This window comes from Arcicella gelida, assembly GCF_034931025.1.
Classification (GTDB): Bacteria; Bacteroidota; Bacteroidia; order Cytophagales; family Spirosomataceae; genus Arcicella; species Arcicella gelida.
In genome coordinates, this window is the sequence record NZ_JAYGIL010000010.1 from 106,498 (window position 1) to 130,791 (window position 24,294).

The 24,294-nt window shown below is 36.3% G+C and carries 14 protein-coding genes and 2 pseudogenes; 10 read left to right on the top strand and 6 right to left on the bottom strand.

Features of this window, described 5'->3' with window-relative positions; genetic code table 11:
- Positions 1-13 precede the first annotated feature (13 nt).
- Genes VB776_RS10145 through VB776_RS10155 form a run of 3 tightly spaced genes read left to right on the top strand, consistent with a single transcriptional unit; the run spans position 14 to position 6,139 of the window.
- The gene (locus VB776_RS10145; RefSeq protein WP_323328625.1) at positions 14-2,590 is read left to right on the top strand and encodes a glycosyl hydrolase 115 family protein; all 2,577 of its coding nucleotides are present in this window, start codon (positions 14-16) and stop codon (positions 2,588-2,590) included.
- Between the two features lie 45 nt (positions 2,591-2,635).
- Positions 2,636-4,558: a sialate O-acetylesterase gene (locus tag VB776_RS10150; protein ID WP_323328627.1), complete on the top strand. Its 1,923-nt coding sequence runs from the start codon at positions 2,636-2,638 to the stop codon at positions 4,556-4,558.
- Positions 4,559-4,591: 33 nt separating this feature from the next.
- The gene (locus VB776_RS10155) at positions 4,592-6,139 is read left to right on the top strand and encodes a glucuronyl esterase domain-containing protein (protein WP_323328629.1); all 1,548 of its coding nucleotides are present in this window, start codon (positions 4,592-4,594) and stop codon (positions 6,137-6,139) included.
- 154 nt (positions 6,140-6,293) lie between these two features.
- Here the strand turns inward: VB776_RS10155 and VB776_RS10160 are convergent, their stop codons facing one another.
- From VB776_RS10160 to VB776_RS10180, 5 genes are all read right to left on the bottom strand, one after another.
- On the bottom strand, positions 6,294-6,980 hold the full coding sequence (locus VB776_RS10160; protein WP_323328631.1) for a PAS domain-containing protein: 687 nt from the start codon (positions 6,978-6,980) through the stop codon (positions 6,294-6,296).
- Positions 6,981-7,231: 251 nt separating this feature from the next.
- On the bottom strand, positions 7,232-8,461 hold the full coding sequence (locus VB776_RS10165) for a glycoside hydrolase family 88/105 protein (RefSeq protein ID WP_323328632.1): 1,230 nt from the start codon (positions 8,459-8,461) through the stop codon (positions 7,232-7,234).
- A gap of 13 nt (positions 8,462-8,474) precedes the next feature.
- A complete protein-coding gene (locus VB776_RS10170; protein WP_323328745.1) occupies positions 8,475-10,085 on the bottom strand; it encodes a glycoside hydrolase family 43 protein in 1,611 nt (536 codons plus the stop codon).
- Positions 10,086-10,267: 182 nt separating this feature from the next.
- On the bottom strand, positions 10,268-11,284 hold the full coding sequence (locus VB776_RS10175) for a pectinesterase family protein (RefSeq protein WP_323328634.1): 1,017 nt from the start codon (positions 11,282-11,284) through the stop codon (positions 10,268-10,270).
- Between the two features lie 25 nt (positions 11,285-11,309).
- Complete coding sequence (locus tag VB776_RS10180) at positions 11,310-12,965, bottom strand: glycoside hydrolase family 28 protein (RefSeq protein WP_323328636.1); 1,656 nt, start codon at positions 12,963-12,965, stop codon at positions 11,310-11,312.
- A 456-nt stretch (positions 12,966-13,421) separates the two neighbouring features.
- On the opposite strand from VB776_RS10180, the gene VB776_RS10185 reads away from it, so the two are divergent.
- From VB776_RS10185 to VB776_RS10215, 7 genes and pseudogenes are all read left to right on the top strand, one after another.
- Positions 13,422-14,450: an alpha/beta hydrolase gene (locus VB776_RS10185; RefSeq protein WP_323328638.1), complete on the top strand. Its 1,029-nt coding sequence runs from the start codon at positions 13,422-13,424 to the stop codon at positions 14,448-14,450.
- Positions 14,451-14,465: 15 nt separating this feature from the next.
- On the top strand, positions 14,466-15,761 hold the full coding sequence (locus VB776_RS10190; protein WP_323328747.1) for a CitMHS family transporter: 1,296 nt from the start codon (positions 14,466-14,468) through the stop codon (positions 15,759-15,761).
- A gap of 2 nt (positions 15,762-15,763) precedes the next feature.
- Positions 15,764-17,029 (top strand): annotated as a pseudogene (locus tag VB776_RS10195) (acyclic terpene utilization AtuA family protein); the annotation flags it as partial.
- A 62-nt stretch (positions 17,030-17,091) separates the two neighbouring features.
- Positions 17,092-17,390: pseudogene (locus VB776_RS10200) on the top strand (AtuA-related protein).
- Between the two features lie 329 nt (positions 17,391-17,719).
- Complete coding sequence (locus tag VB776_RS10205; RefSeq protein WP_323328642.1) at positions 17,720-20,761, top strand: SusC/RagA family TonB-linked outer membrane protein; 3,042 nt, start codon at positions 17,720-17,722, stop codon at positions 20,759-20,761.
- Between the two features lie 11 nt (positions 20,762-20,772).
- Positions 20,773-22,275: a SusD/RagB family nutrient-binding outer membrane lipoprotein gene (locus VB776_RS10210; RefSeq protein ID WP_323328644.1), complete on the top strand. Its 1,503-nt coding sequence runs from the start codon at positions 20,773-20,775 to the stop codon at positions 22,273-22,275.
- A gap of 126 nt (positions 22,276-22,401) precedes the next feature.
- Positions 22,402-23,391 (top strand): FAD:protein FMN transferase, encoded by a 990-nt coding sequence (locus tag VB776_RS10215; RefSeq protein ID WP_323328646.1) that lies wholly within the window; start codon positions 22,402-22,404, stop codon positions 23,389-23,391.
- An 86-nt stretch (positions 23,392-23,477) separates the two neighbouring features.
- Here VB776_RS10215 and VB776_RS10220 read toward each other — a convergent pair whose 3' ends face one another.
- Positions 23,478-24,278 carry a lipid II flippase Amj family protein gene (locus VB776_RS10220; RefSeq protein ID WP_323328648.1) on the bottom strand — a complete coding sequence of 267 codons (801 nt, stop codon included), beginning with the start codon at positions 24,276-24,278 and terminating at the stop codon, positions 23,478-23,480.
- Positions 24,279-24,294: the final 16 nt, after the last annotated feature.

Below are 24,294 nucleotides of genomic sequence, written 5' to 3' on the forward strand. Positions count from 1 at the left end.
AAAACAAAAAACAATGAAACATATTATTAGCGTATTTTTATTACTATTTCCACTATTTGGTTTTTGCATAAATCCGAATTCTTATGTAGCCTTTCAATCAAAAGAAAAAAGCTTTTGTGTAGCCACAAAAAGTAAAATGGCTTCCATTTTGGTTTCCAAAGAAGATGAGCAAGCCGTTATTCGTGCTACAAATGATTTGCAAAGTGACGTTGAACGAGTAACAGGTAGAAAACCTAATATCCTCAACGAACTCAGCAAACAAAATGAACTTATCATTGTAGGTACTTTAGGAAAAAATCAATGGATTGATGCCTTGGTGGCTCAAAAGAAAATAGATGTAAAAAACCTTCAAGGAAAATGGGAAACCTTTGTGATTCAAACGATTGAAAATCCTTTTCCGAATGTCAAAAAAGCCTTGGTAATTGTTGGTTCAGATAGGAGAGGAGCGATTTATGGCATTTATGATTTATCTAAGCAAATAGGCGTTTCGCCTTGGTATTTTTGGGCTGATGTGCCTGTGCCAAAACATGATGAAATTTATGTTTTAAATGGTCGCTATTCGGAAGGAAGTCCAAAAGTAAAGTACCGTGGCATTTTTATCAACGACGAAGCTCCCGCTTTATCAGGTTGGAGTAAAGAAAAATTTGGAGGATTTAACCACAAATTTTATGGAAATGTGTTTGAATTATTACTCCGTTTAAAAGCCAATTATATTTGGCCAGCCATGTGGGGAAGTGCCTTTTATGCCGACGATGCAGAGAATATCAAAACAGCGGATGAGTATGGTATTGTGATTGGAACATCACATCATGAACCTTTGATGCGTGCCCATGATGAATGGAGAAGAGAAAAAGGTGGCGTATGGAATTATGAAACCAATCCGACAAAACTGCAAGCCTTTTGGCGAGAAGGCATGAAGCGTGCCACCAATGAAAAAATTGTAAGTGTTGGTATGAGAGGCGATGGCGATGAACCCATGTCAAGAGAAACTGCAACGGCTTTATTAGAAAAAATCGTAAAAGACCAAAGAAATATCATCAGCGAAGTAACAGGAAAACCTGCCAGCGAAACCCCACAATTATGGGCATTGTACAAAGAAGTTCAAGATTATTATGATAAAGGAATGACCGTTCCTGAGGATGTAACGCTTTTACTTTGTGATGACAACTGGGGAAATCTTCGTAAACTTCCTAAGCCCGATGCCAAAGCTCGAAAAGGTGGATATGGCATTTATTATCACTTCGATTATGTGGGCGGTCCACGTAATTATAAATGGCTAAATACCAATCCGCTTCCACGAATTTGGGAGCAAATGCACTTAGCGTGGGAACACAATGTGAAAGATATTTGGATTGTAAACGTGGGCGATATTAAACCGATGGAGTTTCCAATTTCTTTCTTTTTAGACTATGCTTGGAATCCAGAAAAGATTCAGGAAAACGATTTACAGCAGTATAGCGAACAGTGGACAAGTAAGCAATTTGGTAATCAATACGCTAAAGAAATAGCCTTCTTGCTGAATCAATACAGTAAATTCAACGGAAGACGAAAACCTGAATTATTAGATGCGAATACTTACAACCTGAAAACTGGAGAATGGAAAACAGTAGTTGCAGACTATAATAATTTGTTGCAAAAAGCCGAAGGCATCAAAAAATATTTATCTCCAGTCTATCAAGATGCCTACTTTCAACTGGTTTTACATCCTATCAAAGCTTGTGCAAACCTTAATGAAATGTATTACAATGTGGCATTGAATAAGGAAGCTTTTGAGAATAAATGGAAAGAAACCAATACGTATGCCGATAAAGTAAAAGAGCTTTTTGCAAAGGATTCTGTTATTACAAGAGAGTATCATCAATTGAATAATGGCAAATGGAATCATCTGATGAGCCAAACACATATTGGCTATACCTATTGGCAACAGCCCGAAAAGCAGAAAATGCCAGTAGTGAAATATCTTGATGAAGCCGCTATTATTGAGAAAAAAGAAATAGCCATCCAACCAGTAAAAAGAGCCGAGATTCCAAACAATACAAAAGGAAATGCCTTTTATCAAGACGAACAAAATGGGCTGGGTATTGAGGCAAACCATTTTACAAAAGCGATTAATTCTAATGGGATACAATGGAAAATCTTACCCGACCACGGTAGAACGGGTTCGGCAATTACTACTTTTCCTGTTACTGCTAAAGAGCAAAAACCCGAAGGAAATGCTCCTCATCTGGAATATGAAATTTATACTTTTAGTGAAGGTGATGTTACGATTCAAGCTTACTTTTCACCAAGTTTGAATTTCTACGGAACAGAAAATGGTTTGCAATATGCCATTTCTATTGATGATGAACAGCCTCAAATTATTAGTTTGAACAAAGAAGATAAAACAAGTGATAAAGGTATTTGGAACAAATGGGCTGCCGAAAATATCATTATTAAAACAAGTAAACACACACTTGCAGGAAAAGGCAAACATACTGTAAAATATTGGATGGTAACTACTGGCGTTGTTTTACAGAAATTAGACTTGAATTTTGGTAGGCAAGAGCAAAACTATCTTGGTTCAGCAGAAACGCTCAATACGAGTAAATAAAGCCCAATTTGATAATAAAGTCAAAAAATAGCATACAGTAACAAGATGAAAAAAATACTATTTAGTTGCTTACTTTTTACAATAAGTATCATTGTACAAGCACAATTACGTTTACCAAAACTTATTAGTGATGGAATGGTACTTCAACGAAATACGAATCTGAAAATTTGGGGATGGGCAAAACCGAAGGAAAAAATCACAATAAAATTTAAGGGTAAAATTCACAAAACTATCACAGATGCAAAAGGAGATTGGCAAGTAAATTTACCTGCTATGGAATCTGGCGGCCCATTTACGATGGAAATTTTGGGTGATACTCGAATGGAAGTAAAAGATATTTTGATTGGTGAAGTATGGTTTTGTAGCGGACAAAGTAATATGGTTCATCAGTTAAATATTCATGATGTTACTTATGCTAAAGAAATTGCAGAAGCTAATTTTCCTCAAATCAGACAATTTTGGATTCCTACGCTTACCAATTTGCAGTCGCCTCAAAATGATTTTCCAAATGGGGAATGGAAGTCTGCTGTGGGTGAAGATGTGCGTCCATTTTCGGCGGTAGCTTATTTTTTCGCCAAGAAAATCCATGAAAAATATCAAGTTCCTGTCGGGATTATCAACGCAAGTGTGGGCGGTACTCCCATCGAAGCATGGATAAGTGAAAATGGATTCAAGGATTTTTCAGCACAAAAAAGTATAATTGGAAAAAATAAAGATACCGTTTATGTGAACAGTCTGAACCGAAGAACGATTCCCAAAACTACACCACAAGCAATTGACGAAGGACTAAAAAACACGAAGTGGTTTGAAACAGCTTACACACCTAAAAACTGGCGAAATATTAATATACCGGGATATTGGGAAGACCAAGGAATAAAAGACCTCAATGGTGTAGTTTGGTACAGAAAAGAAATCGAGATTCCTGCTACGATGGTCGGTAAATCGGCAAAGGTGTTTTTAGGTAGAATTGTAGATGCCGACGAGCTGTATATTAATGGAAAAAAGATTGGAAATACTACTTATTTGTATCCTCAAAGGCGATATAAAGTCCCTGCTGATATACTAAAAGCTGGGAAAAATACTTTTGTGATACGAGTGACAAATACTGCTGGCAAAGGAGGTTTTGTACCTGATAAACCTTATTGTATTTTTTCAGAAACTGATACTGTTGACTTGAAAGGTACTTGGCAATATAAAGTTGGTCTTGTGTTTAGACCAAACATGATGGCTGGCGGCGGTATGGGTATTAATGCCCAAAATCAACCAACGGCTTTGTTTAATGCGATGGTTTCACCTGTTATTAATTTTGCTGTTAAAGGTTTTTGTTGGTACCAAGGTGAAAGTAATACTGGGCGTCCGCATGAATATACCAAACTCCTTCCTGCTTTAATTAACGATTGGAGAAATCAATGGAAACAAGATTTATCGCCATTTCTGTATGTTCAACTCCCAGGTTTTATGGAATATAACTATTTGCCTTCTGAAAGCAATATGGCAATTGTTAGAGAAGCCCAACTGAATACTTTGTCGGTTCCCAACACAGCAATGACCGTTGCTATTGACTTAGGAGAATGGAACGATATTCATCCAGATAATAAAAAAGACGTTGGCGAACGCCTTTCATTATCAGCGATGAAGCTTGCTTATCAGGAGAATGTTACTTCATCTGGCCCAATTTTTCAGTCTTCAAGTATCGAAGGAAGTAAAATAACGCTTCTTTTTTCTAATATTGGTTCAGGCTTGATAAGTAACGATGGCGAAGCTTTGAGTGATTTTGCGATAGCTGGAGAAGATAAAAAATTCGTTTGGGCTAAAGCCAAAATAGAAGGAGATAAAGTAGTAATTGTCTGGAGTGATGAAGTAGCCAAACCACGCTATGTAAGATACGCTTGGGCTGATAATCCTGTCAATCCTAACCTTTATAATAAAGAAGGATTACCAGCTTCTCCGTTTAGAACGGATAAGTAATCATTGATACTAAACTAAAAAACTATGTTTTTCATGAAAAAATACTTCATCACGATTATGTCTTTGGGGCTTTGTCATTGGACTTTGGCACAGCAACCTGTGGTTGTTGATAGTAATAAATATCCGCCACTCACCACATTTACGGCTCAACAAGACCAAGCCAATATGATGCAACAGTTGGGGATTAAAAAACTAAGGTCTGGACCAAGTGGCAATGAAGCTGACCCAAACCATGCAAATTATGATGAAAATCTGGCGAACCCTTGTCCAGAATTGCCTGATGCACTGACAACTAGAAACGGCAAAAAAGTAAGTACTCCTGAACAGTGGTGGAATTTACGTCGCCCAGAAATCATTGCAGATTTTGAAAAAGAAATGTATGGGAAAGTTCCTACGAATGCACCTAAAGTAACTTGGAGGATAAAAGTTACTGACAATGAAGTAGTTGGACGTATTCCTGTGGTTGCGAAACAAATCATCGGTTATGTAGATAATAGTGATTATCCATTGATAAACGTCAATATCAATATGGTATTGGTTTTGCCTGCTAATGTAAAAGGGCCTGTTCCAGTACTGATGATGTTTGGATTTCCAGCTTTGCCATCGCCCGCACAGCCCAATCCTGCTGATATGGAGAAAATCAATATCGCATTTAAGGAGATGATGATAAAGAGTAATCCTGAAATGAAAGAGATTTTTGAGCGTTATCCAGCTTATGCACCTATTACAAGATTGCCAAGTGCTGGTTTTTTTGCACCACCTGTTACGGGCGATTCTCCACCAACAGAACAATTACTCGCTGCGGGTTGGGGTTATTGTACTTTAGAACCTAATAGTATCCAAGCAGATAATGGAGCGGGGCTGACAAGAGGAGTAATTGGTTTGGTGAACAAAGGTCAAGCTAGAAAACCAGATGATTGGGGTGCATTAAGAGCATGGGCTTGGGGAGCATCGAAAGCATTAGATTATTTGGCAACCGAGCCATTGGTCAACACCAAACAAGTAGGTATTGAAGGCGTTTCAAGGTATGGGAAGGCAGCTTTAGTAACAATGGCTTTTGACCAACGTTTTGCCTTTGGATTGATTGGCTCTTCTGGAAAAGGTGGAACAACCTTACAAAGACGTGTTTTTGGTGAAGCCGTTGAAAGTCTTGCCAGTAGTGGTGAATTTCATTGGATGGCAGGGAATTATTTAAAATATGCTGCCTCAGAATCGTCTTTTGGGAGTAAAACGGGTTGCGACCTTCCTGTAGATTCACATGAATTATTGGCACTTTGTGCACCCCGTCCTACATTTGTTAGTTATGGAATTCCAGAAAAAGGTGATGCTAAATGGCTTGACCAAGTGGGTAGTTATAAAGCTACCATTGCCGCAGGTACAGTATTTAAATTATTAGGGGCTAAAGATTTGGGTTTGAGTAACGATTATCATAATGAAAAAATGCCGCCAGTACTTGCTGGATTACTGGATGGTGAATTAGCTTGGCGACAACACAACGGAGGTCATACAGATGCACCTAATTTTCAATTTTTCATTCCATGGGCAAGTAAGTTACTCAAATATGAACGAGTATCTAAATGATAGACTATCAGGTTTTCCCAATGTGATATTTTAAAAAAGATGTTTAATATTAGGTTATTATTTTAAAGTGAACATTTAAAATAATAACCACAATATTAAATTTTACTGCTTTGATTCATATAATACATCAAAGGATTTTAAAATATTTAAACAATTATATTTCAGTGGAATTTAAGGTAATAAATTCAGATTTAATGGAGTGCAATTGCTGAGAAATACTGTAGATAGATTTATCGATACTTTCGGCACTTTCGTAAAGCGAATTAGCAAGCCATTGTAGGTCTTCAATTTCAATCAGCTCTTTATTCTCTTTCGAAAGCTGAAGAATACCTAATATTTTACTATGCTCATGCCGAAGTTCGTGAGATAATGTAAAGGAGACTTTTTCAATATTTTTGATTTGTTCAAAAAGCTTTTGTCTGGCTTCAACCTGAAACGTTACTTCAATGCCAATACCCAAAACAAGTTTTGGAACGCCAGAAGGCTCTCTTTCAAAAACAGTAATATAATTTTTAAACCATTTGTAGCTTCCATCTTTGCAGACACACCTATGTACTAGAATATGAGAATCGTCGTTCGGAGAGTTGGTTAATTCATCTAAGAATCTGTAGAGATTTTCAAAATCATCTGGAGGAATCATTGCTTCCAAGAAATTATTTCCAAGTGATTCAAATTCCTGAGCAGTATATCCAATAGCTTTATAATACCGCTCATTCATAAAGACATTTACTCTTTGTTCTATGTCAATTAGGTAAATAGATAGAGGAGTGTCGTAGAGTAAATGCCTAGTAATTTTACTACGAATGTCGGTTTCTAGCTTGGAAAATGCTGTGTGAGTCATGGGCTTTTTTGTATTAAAATAACTGGAAAGACTAATTAATAACATTTTATTGGGTGTTATCACTGCGACCTGCGACGGCTACAGTTTTTTAAATGCTATTAACGCTAAAGCTACAAATGTATCACTTTTGATAAAAAGGGGAGTGCATAAAAAAATTAGCAACCATTACAAATAAATGTACTGATTGCTAAAATAACACAATAAGCATTCTCTGAAAGAGAAGAATTATTATTTTCTAATGTTCTTAAATACTAATGTTTTTTCTGCTGAATAGCCTCAAATTCTAATGCTAACATAATAAATGGACCAACAGATTTTGGGTCATTATCACGTTTTACTTCTTTGCAATAATACTCATAAGTGCCATCACGATAAGGATTTCCGCCTAATCCTGCACCGGCACAAGCATCTGTAATTGAAATGTTCTTGTCAGCTTCTACTTTGATAAAATGTTTTAAAATACCATCATATCCCTTTTGAGCTACTTGGATATATTTTTTATCAATTAATCCTCGTCGAGCAGCTTTAATCAGAAAGTACACAAACATTGTTGAACCCGAAGACTCTAAATAATTTCCCTCTTTTTTACCCTCATCCATTACTTGATACCACAGTCCAGTTGGTTCGTCTTGGTACTTTTGTAAGGTTTCCGCCATTGCTTGAGTAATCTTCAAAATGGCTTGATATTGAGGATGATCTTTCGGAAAATAATCAAGTACATCAACCAATGTCATGGCGTACCAGCCCATGCCACGCCCCCAAACATGAGGCGATTTACCTGTTTCTTTATTCGCCCAACGTTGTTCTTTACTTTCATCCCAACCATGATGATATAGTCCAGTTTGGGTGTTTTTATTATGTTTGTCTATCAAGATAATTTGATTGGCTACATCTGAAAAAAGTGCAGGTTCATTAAGGGTTTTCGCATATTGAGCCAAAAATGGTGAAGCCATATACAAACCATCAAGCCACATTTGGTGTGGATAATGTTTTTTATGCCAGAAACCGCCTTCCGATGTACGTGGATGCGTATTCATTTGGCTTCGTAAAAGTTGAATAGCCTTTTTGTATTTTTCATCATGCGTTTTTTCGTACAAAGTGAATAGGAATTTTCCTGCATTCAAGGCATCAATATTATAGGCATCTAACTTATAGCTTTTGATACTCCCGTCTGAGTTAATCAAATCGTCAGCGTATTTTTTAATATAAAGAAAGTACTTTTCATCGCCCTTTTGTTTCCATAATTGTTCAAGAGCGCTACAAACTAAGCCATTGCAATAACCCCAACGAGGTTCTTTGGAAAAATCTAACATCCAACCTTCTGGATTTCTGAGTATATCGGCATTCGCCATACGAACCGACCAAGGTTCTATATTTTTTGTAACCAGTGTTCCTTGTGCAAAAGTATGCTGACGAAAAAATGAAGTCAGTCCTAAAGTAAGAGCTGTTTTAATGAGCGTTCTTCTTTTGATAGTGGGCATAATGTTTTTCATTTTAATATTTTGTATCAGCAATTGGGCTTACTCTAAACCAGTCGAAATTGGCATAGCCAGCATCATTACTTTGGTTGTTTCTTGTACAATAAATTCCCATTTTTGCACCAATCCAATGACCAACTTCAGCTTTAAATTCACTGCCAACATTGATAAATATTTGTCCGTCAAGGCTATAACTAAATTGACAAATAGCACCTTTGCTTACTTTTACTCGCAAATAAATGGCTTTATTCTGGTCAATACGAGTAATCACTTTCTCCGTTTCCGGTGCTTTATCTATGGCTTTGATACATTCTCCTAACACTAAATTGATGCCTTCTTTGCTACTTCTCAATCCTAAATTTGCGTAGTTTTTGCCTAAAATAATCAAGGCTACTTTTTCAGAATCTATTTTGGGATTAGGCTTGAACGTTAGCTTTGTTGTTACCATGAATTCTTCTGTCGGGAATTTTTGCAATAGAATATTAGGAATTTCCCAACAGTTTTTTGCTTCGCTAGGTGCTTGATAAGAATACAATCTTAAAAAGCCTTGTTTACTTGTGGTATGCCAAATGCCTTTTGGATTAGCCTGCCATTGCCATTGCAAACCCAAAGTAGATTCGTCAAATTCATCTGATTCTGCGGGAGTACTTATTGGATAGTTTTTTCCAACATTGGGTTTTTGATACGTTAAAACTGGCTCCCCTGTTCCATCGCCATCTTTGTCGATGCCAATTACTGGCCAGTCGTTCAGCCATTTCATCGGTTGTAAATGAACTACTCTGCCATAAACGCCTTTGTCTTGAAAATGAAGAAACCAATCTTCGCCTTGCGGAGTATTTACCCATGCACCTTGATGTGGGCCATTGATTGGCGACGAGCCTTGGTTCATCACTACTTTACGTTCATAAGGGCCATAGACATTTTTTGAACGCAATACCAATTGCCAACCTGTAGAAACGCCACCTGCTGGAGCAAAAATGTAGTAAAATCCATTGCGTTTGTACATTTTTGGTCCTTCAATGGTTGGATCAGTTTCGTGTCCGTCATAAACGATTACGCCTTCATCTAATACTTTTGTGCCATCTGCACTTAATTTTTTGATGGTTAAAATACTTTTGATACCCGCACGACTTCCAGCCCAGCCGTGTGCCAAATAAGCTTCGCCATTATCATCCCAAAATGGACATGGATCGATAAGTCCTTTTCCTCCTTCAATTAAAAGAGGTTCAGACCAAGGGCCAGTTGGATTTTTACTTTTGGTTAAATAAATACCAAAATCTGGGTCTGGGTAATAAATCATAAATTCGCCATTACGATAACGAATGGCAGGTGCCCATACGCCATTACCGTGTTGGGTTTTAGAAAAGTGTTCGTAAGGCGGTTGGCGTTTTAGGGCATGACCGATAATCGTCCAATTGACTAAATCTTTAGAATGTAAAATCGGTAAACCCGGCACCGCATCAAAACTTGAGGCTGTCATATAAAAATCTGAACCAACCCGACAAGCGTCTGGGTCGGAGTAATCGGCATCAATAACAGGATTTTTGTATTTGCCATTTCCTAAATCAGCTACCCAAACTTTAGAAATCGCATTTTTCGTTTGTGCATTAATATGGCTGATGCTCATTCCCAGATTTAATACTAGGATTGTTACAATTTTTAGATTCATAGTTTTTTTAATTTTGAGAGATAAGTATGAGTACTGAATTGCGATTTTTAATTTAAAGTGCTTAATTTAAGTATGTTATAATGTTTTAAAATCTAAGATGATTAAGCATCAATACTTTAGAATAATAAAAATTAATTGATTTATTCAATGATAAACCAATTGGCTGATTTAGCATTATCGCTCGCAAAAATGTTTGCCAGAGAATATTGTTTTAAGATTTTATTAGTAAGTTGTTTAGACCAAGTAACTCTTTTTTCTGGGTTCGCTCCTTCGCCAGTAGATTGATATTCAGCATAAATAACTGTTTTTTCATTTTCGCTATTCCCCCAATTATCCCATCCAGCGGGAGTAATATGTTTCTCCATCGTAGTTCTGATAAAAACAGTTTTAGCGTATGGTCGCCACGGACGCCCAAGATATACTTTTTGGGCAGTTGAATCAGCAATCAGTTTACAATCAAAAAATACAAAACCAAAAGCTTGATAGGGCGGAGTAGCCGCTGCCGTTAAATAGGAATTTGATAAACTTTTTAGGGTACAGGATTGAAATACAGCAGTTGATTTGCCAAAAATAAAATCTACAGTTCCTTCAATGTGACAATTTTGGAAATACTGATTTGTACCTTCTCTGGCAACGTAAAGGGTATCTTGATTTCCTAACAAAATACAATTTTTACAAACAAATCGGTCGCCTTCTATATGAAGTGCTACCGCTTGCCCTACACGTCCAGCCGTATTTTGAATCGTCAAGTTTTCAATAATAACATCCGGTGCGTCAACCAGTACAGTGTACGAAGTATAAGTACTGAATTTATCTTTTCCTGTAGCGTCTTTTAAACTATTTGGATATGACTTTCCAGAAAAATCATTTCCCGTAATCATTACGCCATCTTTGCTTTCGCCAATGATATGAATATTGGGTTTCCATGATGGAATGACCACTTTTTCTTCATAAATACCATTTTTGATATACAATTTTACTCGTACTTGCGAATGATCTCGGAAGCTATTAACAGCCTCTTGAATACTTTTAAAATCGCCGCTGCCATCTTTGGCAACAGTAAAAGAAGTTGGATACTTAGGAGTATTTGCCGTTTTATTTTGGGCAAATACTCCGATAGTACTCAACAGAAAACCTAAATAAATAAGGATTTTCATAAGGATAGATTAAAGACAACTTTTATTATTTTCCTGTGGTTGCAGTGATAGCTTCCTTGGTAGCACCTTCTGTAAATTCAATTTGTTTTTGAGCTTTACTGCTATCAGTTTGTAGGATTTGGATAGCCTTGCTACGCTCGCCAGCGATAGCAAAAAGTAATGCTGCATTGGCTTTATATTGTATCGTATTGAAGGTTAAGCCATTACTATTATTAACAGAAATAACAGGATTTGTATTTTCTGAAATAAGTGTAACTTTTTCAAGAGTAATATTACTTGCATCGGTGAATTCTGCTCCAATTTTAGTGTCTAAAACAATGTTACTCATTTGAATATTCTGAATAGGCATTTCAGATAATCCACGTACAAAAATGCCTTTATTCGCTCCTTTGCAAACAATGTTTTCAAATTTCATATTTCTGAAAATTGGCGTTCCTTCATTTACGACAGGGCGTTCGTCACGTGGACTATCGGTAGCAAATTTTACAAAATAGTACATATCAAAGAAAATAGCTTCTTGTGCGATGTCTTTCATAAAGATATTTTTGGCATAAATATTCTCAACAATTCCACCTCTTCCTCTAACAGATTTGAAACGTAAACCCTTGTCAGTACCAGCAAAAGTACAGTCATATACAAAAATATTTCTTGCTCCGCCACTCATTTCGCTTCCTACCACAAAGCCACCGTGACCATTGTAAACGATACAATTTCTGATGATTCCGTTTTCTGTAGGCATGCCTCTTTTACGACCTTCTTCGTCTTTACCAGATTTAATACAAATGGCATCGTCGCCAACATCAATGGTACAGCCATCCACTAAAAAGTTTTTACAAGATTCAATATCCATACCGTCGCCATTATGGGCATATTCTGGATTTTTAATCGTCAAATTGCGAAGGGTAAGGTTTTCGGACATCAATGGATGTAAACACCAAGCAGGCGAATTTTGGAAAGTAACGCCTTCAAGCAATACCTTTTTGCATTTAGTGATTACCAACAAATTAGGACGAAGAAAATCTTTTATATCAACAAAGCTTTGAAGAGATACACCTTCTTTCAATAACATGCTTTTGTTTTCTACACTAGCTTTCATAAATTGTTCGCTAGGATACCAAGTAAGCCCATTTGCTTTTAAAACGCCTCCCGATGCTATCTTTTCTTTCCATTGAGATTCCGTTAATTGAGCTTTATTTACTGCTCGCCAAACATCGCCACTTCCATCAATAATTCCTTGACCAGTAATGGCTATATTTTCTTGATTGGTTGCAGAAATTGGCGATTGATTTCTTGCCGCACTTTTACCTTCATAGCTTCCTTCAACCAATGGATATTGATTTTTATCTTCCGTAAATAAAAGCGTAGCGGCTTTTTTAATGTGCAGGTTTACATTACTTTTTAGCACAATTGGTCCCGTTAGCCACATGCCATTTGGCACAAGTACTACGCCACCACCTTTTTTGTTGCAAGCGATAATGGCATCATTAATTGCCTGAGTATTTAAAGTAATACCATCGGGTTTTGCCCCAAATTTGGTGACATTGAAAGTATCTTTTGCAAAAGTAGGTTGGATTATTTTCGGAAGATTTTTCCAGCTATAAGTTGTTGTTTTTTGTGCAATAATATTATTACAAAACATTGCCGATGAAATGGCAATTAACAAAGAGACTCTTTTTTTCATGATGTTATATTTTACGATACTTATGCAAATAATCAAAATTTCAGGAAGTGGAAAGGTGAAAATATACAGATTTTTAGCTTAGCAAACTTCAATATTCAGTCGGTATATTGGATTTAGCAAACAAAGTTTTATCTTTTTTTGTGCAATCGTTGCCGGCAACGTTGCCGAAACGAAATATTTCAAATGAGGAATAAGCCAAATTGACACATTCTAGCAATTTTTGATTTCTTTATAAAGAGAAAACCAATTAAAGGATAATCTCCAATTTTATTTTTATGATTTTCAAGTGATGTAAATCCTTGTAGGTTTAATTAAAAACTTCTGAATACTTAGCTTCAAATATTTCCTAATACTTTCTTTTATTTTCGATGGCTTTGTTTCACTTTTGTGAGAATTATTTGTATAATACAAATATTGATACAGGAGTATTCAGCATATTATCCAAACTATGAATAGATGAAAAAACTCATTTTTTTAATTATCATTTTTCTTTCATGCCATTTATCCAATGCACAAAACAGTGTAGGAAAAATCGTCAGTCATGTTATTGAATCTAAAGCTTTGCAAAATACTGGTGGCGAAAATCCCAATCGAAAGATTTCGGTTTACCTTCCTCCAAATTATGAAAGTACGAAGGAACGTTTCCCAGTCATTTATTATTTGCATGGCTTTATGGGAAAAGATAGCATTTTCGTCAATATGAAAAACATTTTGGACGAAGGCATTCGTAAGCATAAAATTCGTCCGTTTATTTTGGTACAAGCCGATAATTATACACTTTATGAAGGCAGTTTTTATAGTAACTCTTCTTTAATAGGAAATTGGGATGAGTTCACAGCAAAAGAGTTAGTTGGTTTCATGGATAAAAATTTTAGGACTTTAGCCAACCGTGAAAACAGAGGAATTGCAGGACATTCGATGGGTGGTTATGGTGCTTTTAAAATAGGAATGCTTCATCCAGAAGTTTTTAGCAGTATTTATGCCATGAGTCCTGGTTTGTTGGCAATGGTCAAAGAATTTGGTGCAAATAGTACTTCATTTAAAGAGGTTCAAAAAATTAAAACGCAAGAAGAATTAAAGAAGACTTATTATCCAAAAGTATTAGTGGCAGTGGCAAGAGCATGGTCGCCAAACCCGAATAATCCGCCATTTTTCTGTGATTTTCCATTTAGTTACGATGGCGATAAAATGATTATTAATCAAGCTGTTTTAGAAAAATGGGAAGCCAATATGCCAGTATATATGGTTGATAAATATGCAGATAATCTTAGAAAAATAAAGGCGATAAAATTGGATTGGGGTAGAAATGATTCTCCACGTTTTCCAATTCAAATAGGAATGCTGAGCCAGCGATTAGAAAATTTAGGCATTAATCATTTTGCAGAAGAGTACATTGGCGACCACGGGAATAAAATTTGGTCAAGCGATGGGCGAGTACTGAATGATTTACTGCCATTTTTTAATGATTATTTGAAATTTGACTAACTCTGCATATTTATGATACTCGCACTTTTAGGATTTTCAACGATTGCGGTTTTTCTTGTTTTAATCATGACCAAACGCATGTCGGTAATGACAGCTTTGGTTTTAACACCAATTATATTTGGATTGATAGCAGGTTTCAATCCTACCGAATTAGGAAAATTTGGTTTAGATGGCATCAAACAAGTAGCACCCACAGGTATTTTATTGATGTTTGCCGTATTGTATTTTGCCACAATGCTCGATACTGGTTTATTCGACCCTGTAATTGCCTTTATCATCAAATCCGTAAAAGGCGACCCGCTAAAAGTAATTATTGGCACTGCCATTTTAACGATGATTGTACATTTGGATGGCGACGGAACCGCCACTTTCATGATTGTACTTTCGGCATTTTTACCTATTTATAAACAATTAAAAATCAATCGTTTAATACTTACAACCATTGTAGCTTTGAGTGTTGGTCTTTTGCATTTAGTACCTTGGTCTGGCACTTCAGCAAGAGCAATTTCCACCCTTAAAAGCGACGCTGTTCATATTTTCAATCCTAATATTCCTGCCATTATTGGGGGAATTATTTGGGTACTTTTTGTGGCTTATCACTTCGGGAAAAAAGAACGAAATCGACTTGGAATTATTGATTTTGAATATAATCATCAAGATGAATTGAATGAGGAACAACGCCATCTAAGAAGACCCAAATTGCTGATATTCAATGCAATATTAACGATTTCGTTGATTACGATTCTTATCAAAGGTTGGGTTCCAGCTTCAGCATTGTTTGTTACAACAAGTATGATTGCGCTGCTGATTAATTATCCTAAAATTGCCGACCAACAAAAAGTATTGAAAGGACATGGCACAAACATTTTCTTGGTATCAAGTATGATTTTTGCCGCAGGGATTTTTTCAGGAATTTTGACGGGTTCAAAAATGATTGATGCAATGGCGAATAGTTTGGTCAGTTTAATTCCTGAACAACATGCCAATTTATTGCCAACTTTAACCGCTTTAACCAGCTTGCCAGCTAGTATCCTTTTCACACCAGATGCCTTTTATTTTGGCGTTGTGCCAATTTTAAGTCAAACAGCAAACCAGTTTGGTATTGATTCACTAGAAATTGGAAGAGCGGCTTTACTTGGACAAATGACTGTTGGTTTTCCGATAAGTCCGCTGACGGCCTCTACTTTTTTGTTGGTAGGTTTAGCCGAGGTTGATTTAGGCGAACATCAACGTTTTACTTTCAAATGGGCTTTTGGAACGACGATTGTAATGACGATTGTGGCACTTTTAACGGGTTCAATCCATATTTAATGATGAAACAAAAAATTAGAATTGGTTGTGGTGCAGGCTTTTCGGGCGATAGAATTGAACCCGCCATTGTACTTTCCGAAAAAGGAAATTTAGATTATTTAGTACTTGAATGCTTGGCAGAAAGAACGATTGCTTTAGCCCAAAAACGCAAATTACAAGACCCAAGCAAAGGTTATGACCCGCTTTTGGTGCGTAGAATTACATCACTTTTACCCATTCTAGTAAAAAACAAGATTTGTTTAATTACAAATATGGGAGCAGCTAATCCTGTAGAAGCTTCCAAAAAAGTAAGTGAAATTGCTCAACAATTAGGTTTAAAAGTAAAAGTGGCGGCTGTAAGTGGCGATGATGTTTTTGACAAAATTGATAAAAATGCCTTAGCGATAGAAACAAATGAACCTTTGACTACTTCGGGGGAATTGATTTCTGCCAATGCTTATTTAGGCGTAGAAGGCATTTTAGAAGCCTTGAAAAACGATGCCAATATCATCATTACAGGCAGAGTAGCCGATCCATCGTTGTTTCTCGCACCGATAATTCATGAATTTAATTGGGCAACAGACAATTATGATTTGATGGGAAAAGGAACGGTAATTGGACATTTGATGGAATATGCAGGACATATTACTGGCGGATATTTTGCCGACCCGATTAAAAAACCCGTTGAAAATATGGACATCCTCGGTCATCCATTTGTAGATGTTTTTCAAGATGGTTCAGCCATTATTAGTAAAATTGACGGCACGGGAGGTATGGTGAATTTACAAACTGCCAAAGAACAATTATTATACGAAGTAATTAATCCTTATGAATATTTTACACCCAATGTAATTGCAGATTTTACGACGGTGAAATTGCAAGAAATCGCTAAAAATCAAGTACAAGTAAGTGGTGGAACTGGGAAACAAAGACCTAATACATACAAAGTAAGTGTTGGTTATAAGGCATTTTTCTTAGGAGAAGGAGAAATTTCTTATGCTGGATTAGGTGCTTTTGAAAGGGCAGAATTAGCAGGAAAGACACTTGAAAAACGCTTGAAAAATCAATTTGATGATTTTAGAGTAGATTATATCGGTTTAAATGCTGTTCATCGTCAAAGTATTGATACTATTTCTATTCCCAAAACAATTCCTGAAATTCGTTTGCGAGTGGCTGGAAAAGCAAAAACAATTGATGACGCAACTTCAATTGGAGAAGAAGTAGAAGCCCTTTATACCAATGGTCCAGCAGGTGGTGGTGGCGTACGAAAGTATGTGAATGAAGTAATATGAATTATTTCTGTTTTAATAAATCGAGAAAATATTTTACCCAAAATAAGCATTTTTGAAGTATGAAATTATACAAAATAGCCCACAGCCGAGCGGGAGATAAAGGCAATATCTCTACTTTATCGCTAATTCCTTTTGACGAAAAAACTTCGAAATGTTATGCCAAGAAGTAACCGTTGAAAAAGTAAAGAGTCATTTACATGAAATTGTTTCAGGCGAAATTATTCGCTATGAAATGCCTAATGTCTCCTCTTTACTTTTTGTTTGTTACGGTGCTTTAATGAGTGGGGTCACGACCTCGCTGGCAATGGATACACATGGCAAAGCTTTGAGCTATGCTTTACTTGAAATGGAGATTTAGAGTAATTTGTTAAAAGTTAAAAAGGGTCAAATGAGCTTTTAAAGGCAATTTTGACCTTTTTTTATTTCCTGAGATGCGTCTTCAATTTTGAAAAAAATTACCTCAAAAATACTATTCAGCAACAATTCAATATGCAGTATTTGAGTGCGTAAAACTTTTGTGGGTTTTTGATAAAAATTGACAAAAGTACAAAGATGTGTCAAAAAAAGGGTGTTAAATTTTCTTAAAAAACCTTTGGTATTTTAAAACTTCCAACACTACCTTTGTTCTTTATTTAAACTTAGTCCAAATAAGATTAAATAAACAATCACATACAAAACTCATACATTATGAAAGTACAAGTATATTTATTTAGCTTGTTACTGTTGCTCTTATCCATTCAATCTACACTAGCACAAGATAGAATATTAAAGGGGAACATTGTAATAGCAGAAACAGGAGAAGCACTTGCAGGTGCGAACATCAAAATCAAAGGTAAGGATAGAGGAGTAAGCTCTCATAAAGATGGTAGCTTTAGGATTGATGCTAAAGTTGGCGAGGTAATCGTTGTTTCATTTGTTGGGTATCAGAAGAAAGAAGTTGAAGTTGAGAACAAGCATTTTACTCAAAAATTGACTATTCAGTTACTTAGTGAAGTCAATCAACTTGAAGAAGTTGTTGTAACAGGAGCTTTAGGTATCAAACGTGCATCCAGAGAATTTGGTGGTGGTGCGCAAGTGGTAAGTAATGAGTATTTGAATCAAGGGAAAACGGTTAATCCACTTAGTGGGCTAAACAGTAAAGTTGCAGGATTACGTATAAATACATACGACAGCAAAGTTGACCCTCAATTACAAATTGTGATGCGAGGAAGTCGTTCGCTAAATAGAAGTAAAAATGCACCGATTTATGTTGTTGACGGTGTGCCAGTTCCAGAAATTGGGCGACTTAATCCAAACGATGTTGAGAGTATCACCATCTTGAAAGGAGCAAATGCGGCGGCTTTGTATGGTTCGGAAGGAGTAAATGGGGCAATTATGATTACCACCAAAACAGGTTCTAAAGAAAAAGGCAGAGTTACTTTTGGGCATACAACTACTTTCTCGCAAGTATTTATGTTGCCGCCAGCACAAACCAAATTTGGACAAGGCGTTAATGGTGTTTACAGCCCAACACAATATGAATCATGGGGACCAAGTTTTGATGGTACTTTAAAGCCGATTGGAACAGCCCTTCCCGACGGAACAATTCCACAAATTACTTATGGTGCTCCTTCAAGAGACAACAGACTTGATTTATTCCAGACTGGCGTAAATATGCAAAATGATGTTTCTTTTTCTGGTGGAGACGATAAATCTACCTACTTTTTTTCATTGCAAAATGTTGATATTAAAGGAATTATACCCGAAGATGTAAGCAGAAGAACGAATGGGAGATTTAACGGAACACGTAGTTTTGGAAAACTTAAAACGTCATATAACGTCAGCTATTCAGATTTTTCTAGTGAAACTACTCCTGATGGACCTTGGATTACTGCTTACCAACTTCCTGCCAACATAGACTTTAATAGTTTGGTAAACTGGCAAGAAACAAATAGTATGGCGAACCCGCTTTACTTCTTTACCGACCTTCAAAAAAATCCATATCATCAAATAGATGCTTATCGTAATAGTGTAAAACAAAAGACTTTCAATGGTAAATTAGAGTTTGAATACCCAATTATGCCTTGGTTGTCGATTATTGAAAGAGTTGGTTTATATACTCGTAATGCTGAAACAAGAAATACTGTAGCGAAGTTTGAAGCATCAGGCAGAAGAAATGTGAATGGTTCGGTAACAGATGGAAATGAAAATTTTAGTCGTGTTAATAATGATTTAATTCTTTCTTTTCAAAAAGAAATTGGTGATTTTTCTACAAGAATGATTGTTGGGCAGAACCTAAGAGCAGACGAAACTAAAAGTACTTCTGTGGGTTCAAGCAATTTAACTTTACCAGATTTGTTCAATCCTGGAAGCCGTATTGGGGAACTCACGGGAAGTGTTGGCATTACCCAATATCGTTCGATGGCTGCTTATGGGGAATTGACAACAGGGTACAAAAATTACTTGTTTCTTACCCTTACGGGAAGAAACGAATGGGTTTCTGTTTTAAGCAAAGAAAATAGATCTTACTTTTATCCGGGCGTAAGTACTTCATTTGTCTTCACAGACGCTATTCCGGCTTTAAAAGAACAATCAACATTGAGTTTTGGGAAACTCTTTGCTTCGTATAACCGAACAGGAAACGTAACTTTAGACCCTTACTCTTTAAACAATGCTTATAGCCAAATCAATGGTTTTCCTTTTGGAAACCTTGTAGGCTTTACGCCAAGTTCACGGTATCCAAATCCAAATATTCAACCAGAATTTGTAAAATCTATTGAAGTAGGTGCTCAGTTAGCATTTTTCAATAATCGTCTTAATATTGAAGGTAGTTATATCTATTCGGATTCAAGAGGACAAATCTTTAATGCTACTACTTCTAGGGCTACAGGTTATAGCAGTGCCCTTGTAAATGCAGGACGTTTAACCAATAATATTGTCGAATTAACGATAAGTGGAGATATTATCCGAACTAAAAATTTACGTTGGAATACAGGATTTACTTTTGCCCATATCAACAATCAGGTAAAAGAATTATACGAAGGACTTACCTCATTTAATATCTTCCGCCAATCTTATGCCAATATTGGGCAATCGTACCCAAGTCTTCAAGTAAGTGATTATCAGCGTGACCCACAAGGACGTGTCGTAATCAATGCGTCAACAGGAGAACCTTTGATTGCATCAGACCCTGTACACCTTGGCACAATGGTACCACCTTACCAAATGGGTATCAATTCAATGCTTAAATTCAAAAACTTTACTTTGAATGCTCAGTTCGACTGGAGAATGGGAGGCTGGTTGTATTCTGAGATTGTACCACGTATGTACACAGCAGGTACAGATCCAAGAACAGCAGAATTTGACAGACAACCATTTATTTATCCTAACTCTGTGATTCAAAATGCAGATGGTTCTTATTCAGAAAATACCAGTGTGTATTCAAAAGGAGATAAGGCATATTGGACAAAACAAGGTGAAGTTCAAAGTAATACAGCTGCTAAATCTGATTACTTTAAACTGAGAGAATTGAATATTAGTTACTCTATTCCATCTAAAATATTAGGAACTAGACGCTTCTTCAAAGAAGCAACAATTGGTTTTGTGGCGAATAATTTATTCATTATCAGACACAAAGATAATAATTATGGTGACCCTGAATACTTATACAATACTACGGATGGTTACATTAGTTTCAGACAAGTACCTCCATACAGAACGTACGGGTTCACATTTAACATTGGATTCTAATTAAAAGGAAAATGAAAAATATACTTAAATTATTTTTAATAGTTATCTCCGTATCACTATCTGGATGCAGTGATTTCTTGGATGTGAATGATAATCCAAATTCTCCTGTTTCGGAAAATTTAAGCTTGAGTGCAAAATTACCTGCTGCTTTAGTAAGTTCTGTTAATCAGGAAACCATTCAAATAAACCAAATTGGTGCTTTTTGGGGTGGATATTGGGGTACAAGTAGCGAAGGTGTAAACCTTTTCCCTGATATGAAAAATTATAATGGTCCCGCTATTCGTCACCAAAGAGACGGGATTCCTGTTTGGGAAAATGCCTACACGAATATCCTTTATTACCAACTTATCAGAGAACAAGCAATAACTGAAAGAGCATCATTTTATGCAGGAATTGCTAAAATAATGCAAGCTTGGCATTTTTTGAGATTGGTCGATTTCTATAATAATATTCCATTTGACGAAGGACTTCAAGGTACAAAATTCCCAACGCCCAAATACGAAACAGGAAAAAGTGTATATGAAAAGTCTATTGCTTTAATTTCAGAGGGAATGACAGATATAAAGTCGTCAGCGGCTGGTAGTCAGCCCAATGCAGATGATATACTTTTCAAAGGCAATAAAGTATCTTGGTTGAAATTTGCCAATACGATTAAATTACGAGCATTATTACGTCAGAGCGAAGCGAATAATTCGGCATACATCACTACTGAAATGCAAAAAATTACGCAAGAAGGAAGTGGATTTTTGGGTGTTGGAGAATCAGCAACAATTCAACCTGGTTATTTATTAACTGCTGGGAAAATGAATCCTTTCTGGGAAAATTATTATCGTAATGTACAAGGTGTTACTACGGCTAATTACACAGATATTAGACCGACAAGCTTTGTTATCCAACAATATCAATTGCGAAATGACCCTAGACTAGCACAATTGTATGTAGCCGTAAATGGTGAATACAAAGGAGTATTGTTTGGAAACCCAAATGCTGAAAGTCAATATAACAGAAATGTTACATCTGCTTTTAAAGGGCCACAAGAAAATACAAATCGTGCTGCGGGCCTTTTCAAAAGTGCAACTCAGGCTTCCGTGATGTTAAGTTCTTTTGAAAGTTTGTTTCTTCAAGCAGAGGCAGCACAGCGAGGATGGTTAAACCAATCGGCTAAATCATTATATGAACAAGCCATCTCAGAATCATTTGTTTATATGGGTGTTGCTACCGCACAATTACCTGCTTATTTTGCCCAAACAAATGTTGCATTCAATGAAACCATTTCAAGAATTATTGAACAAAAATGGCTTGCTATCAACAGTATAAGCAGTATTGAAGCTTGGAATGATTTCAGACGTTTAGGGATTCCAGCCATTCCAAATTCGTTGGATGCAGCGTCTCCAAATGACCGCCCTTTGCGTTTTATGTATCCTGAAACAGAGCGACAAACCAATAATGTTGAAGCATCAAAACAAGGAAGTGACGATATGATTTCTGCTCGTGTTTGGTGGGATGTTAATTAAAATAATACTTTAAAATAGGTTAAAAGGGTCTCTATAAATGGTATTTTATAGAAACCCTTTTTAAGTTTTATAGATAGGCAAGTAAAAATTAACTGCTTAACTTTGCTATCAAACATTCTTTTTACAATGAAAAAAATATTTATCCTTTTACTCCTGATTATTGGCTTCAATACTTCTGCTCAAGTACTTCGTAAAAGAGCCGTTAAACTAATGGGAAGTCGCTTTGATATTACGATTGTTGCCAACGACGCATTATCTGCCGAGAATAATATTGATAGTGTCATTGCCGAAGTTACAAGAATAGAAAATCTAATTTCTGATTGGAAAAGCGATACGCAAGTATCGGAAGTAAACCGAAATGCAGGCATAAAACCTGTACGAGTTGATGCAGAAGTTTTTGCCCTGACTGAAAGAGCCATTAATTTATCTAAAATAACAGGTGGAGCTTTTGACATTAGTTTTGCGGCAATGGATAGAATTTGGAAATTCGATGGCTCAATGAAACAGATGCCAAGTCCCGAAGCCATCAAAAAATCGGTGGAAAAAGTAGGCTACGAAAACATAGAATTGAACAAGGAAAATTCTACCATTTTCTTAAAACGTAAAGGTATGAAAATTGGCTTTGGAGCATTGGGCGAAGGCTATGCTACAGACAGATGCCGAGATATGATGTTGGCAAAAGGTATTAAAGCGGGCATCGTAAACGGTTCGGGCGATATGAGTACTTGGGGGAAAAATCCAAACGGCAATACGTGGTCGGTCGGCATTACAAATCCAATGAAAAAAGATACACTTTTTGCTATCATTCCATTGGTACAAAGTGCGGTAGTAACGTCGGGAAGTTATGAGAAATTTGTGGTTTTCAATGGTAAACGATATGCACATATCATCAACCCCGTAACGGGCTATCCCGCCACGGGACTTTGTAGCGTAACCGTATTAGGCCCAAGTGCCGAAGTTGCCAACGGTTTTAGTACTTCTATCATGGTTTTGGGAAAAAAGGCAGGCTTGAAACTCCTAAAAAAATATCCAGAATACCAAGCCATTTTAATTTCAGACAACGGCACGATTTTTTCGACACCCAATATTGATGTTTCAAAATATCATGTGAAGTAGGAGTAATACTATTTGCAGAAAGGGGTTGCATTTGATTTGTAGTTCAAAGTTCAAAAATTTGGAGTAGCGAGTGTAGTCTCTTTTATCTAAATGTGTGTCGCAGTCCATGCTAATAATTGGGCACTTGGTAAAAATAATAATTGAGCTAAAATTGTCCCTAAAAGTCGAGCGATGGTCATATATACAATGTATTTTCTGAAAGTGTTTTCTGAACATTTTCCTAACGTTACATCATCGGTCATTGCAGATAAATGAGGGTCGATAAAGGCAAACATTAATATTGTTGCAAAACCATTGATAAAAGCTGATAAATTACTCGCTGTTGTCCTGTATTCTGGATTTAAATATGATGCGTAAACAGCAGATAATACACCAATTGTCAGGATGGCAACTGCAAAAATGTTTAGCAGAAATATTCTCCAAGGAAATTCACTGTCAAGTTTAATTTGAGAAATATTGTCCTTGTGAGGAATCGTCAAATTATCTCTGAAATAAAGAATACCTGCCTTAGAAAAACCATGAAGAATTAGTTTCCCCATTGATTTATGAATGCTGAAATTGATAACAGCTTTTGACAAAACTCTCTGAAAGGAAGGAATGAGCAATGCCCCAAAAATTGTCGCAATTGAACATGACAAAATAATGAGTCGAAATACTCCAATATTCTCGAATACACCATTTTTTATATCATTCTCAACTGTCTTTGCTAAAAGTGGGGCTTGAAAACCATTTGCTGTTCTTGAAACTAAAACAAGAATATTGAACAATGCAAATGAAATGGCAACTCGCCCTGTACGAATACCGACAATTCTCACTGAATAAGAAAGTGTAGTAATAAGGTTTATTATAAATGTCAGAATTAAAACGATTAATATTTGTGTTGTCATTGTTTGACTTGCTGGA